1 protein-coding gene is annotated in these 974 nt (G+C 38.4%); it reads right to left on the bottom strand.

Going from position 1 to position 974, the window contains the following annotated elements; genetic code table 11:
* Nucleotides 1-123: 123 nt before the first annotated feature.
* Nucleotides 124-744, bottom strand: coding sequence for a hypothetical protein (locus ABWV72_RS21145; RefSeq protein WP_353372954.1), 621 nt, complete (start codon nucleotides 742-744; stop codon nucleotides 124-126).
* Between the last annotated feature and the right edge of the window lie 230 nt (nucleotides 745-974).

The raw sequence follows: 974 nt of genomic DNA, 5'->3' as shown, positions 1-974 counted from the left end.
GCTACAAGGTGAAGGGGGGCATATATTTTGTAGGCGGGTGCTTTAGCTCCGCGCGATTAGGTTAACCTGAATGAAATGAATCCATGGCCTAAAGCCCATGGTACAGGGATAGGGGGTAACCCATCACCGACGTTTTAATCGTCTAATCGCAACCAAGTTAAAACTCTTAAATAGTAAAATAATACCAGTAACGGTAAACAATAAAGCGGAGATAGAAAATGTGATTAATAACGGGTTATTAAAATTTTTTCGCTCGTCATAATCCATAATATGCAACATCCAAAAAAAATCAAAAATACGCCACAAATCACTTCTAATAGTAGTTAACTTGCCGCTTAACGGAGACACATATAATGTGGTATTCCAAGTATCATCAAATTTTAGCTGCCACACTTTTCCTTTGTTGCGAGAGGCTTCCATTGGAGCTTTAGCTAACAAATTTTGCTCGATAAGTTCGCCGTTTCCAAGATAATGTTGTTTTGCTATTGTTGCCGCTTTTTCAGCATTGATAATACCCATCAAATCGCCAGTTAAGGCATGGAATAATTGCTCACCAGACGCCGTCTGAACTGCGTAATAAGGCTCACTTAAAACTTGGGTATAGGAAATTTTATGAATAGGCTCGGAGATTCTAAGGCGAAAGGTATCTAGGGAGAAAGCATACTGTGTATTGTCGATTTCATAGTTTAAATTTTTTATTGCTAGATGATCTCCGTGCACCTTTTCCAAAGGTATAACACTCATCACTACACCACCTAAAATCCACAATAAAATTTGTACGGCAAGGAATAATCCTGCCCATTTATGTAGAAATCGTGAAACACGAAAGAGCTTTCTAATCATAATCTTAGGTTAAATGGGTAATCTATAGTCAGATTTACGCATGGATATAGATGAGTGTCAATTGAGCCTTTTGTTGCTGGCGGGTGTTTTAGTCCTGCGCGATTAGGGTAACCAGAATGAAATGAATTCAT

This window comes from Aliiglaciecola sp. NS0011-25 (genome assembly GCF_040370605.1).
Lineage (GTDB): Bacteria > Pseudomonadota > Gammaproteobacteria > Enterobacterales > Alteromonadaceae > Aliiglaciecola > Aliiglaciecola lipolytica_A.
This window is presented reverse-complemented; position numbering and strand designations above follow the sequence as displayed.

Bases quoted from the DNA above. Each gene is read 5' to 3' on its own strand.
- ABWV72_RS21145 (WP_353372954.1), bottom strand. From the start codon at position 744: ATGAGTGTTATACCTTTGGAAAAGGTGCACGGAGATCATCTAGCAATA.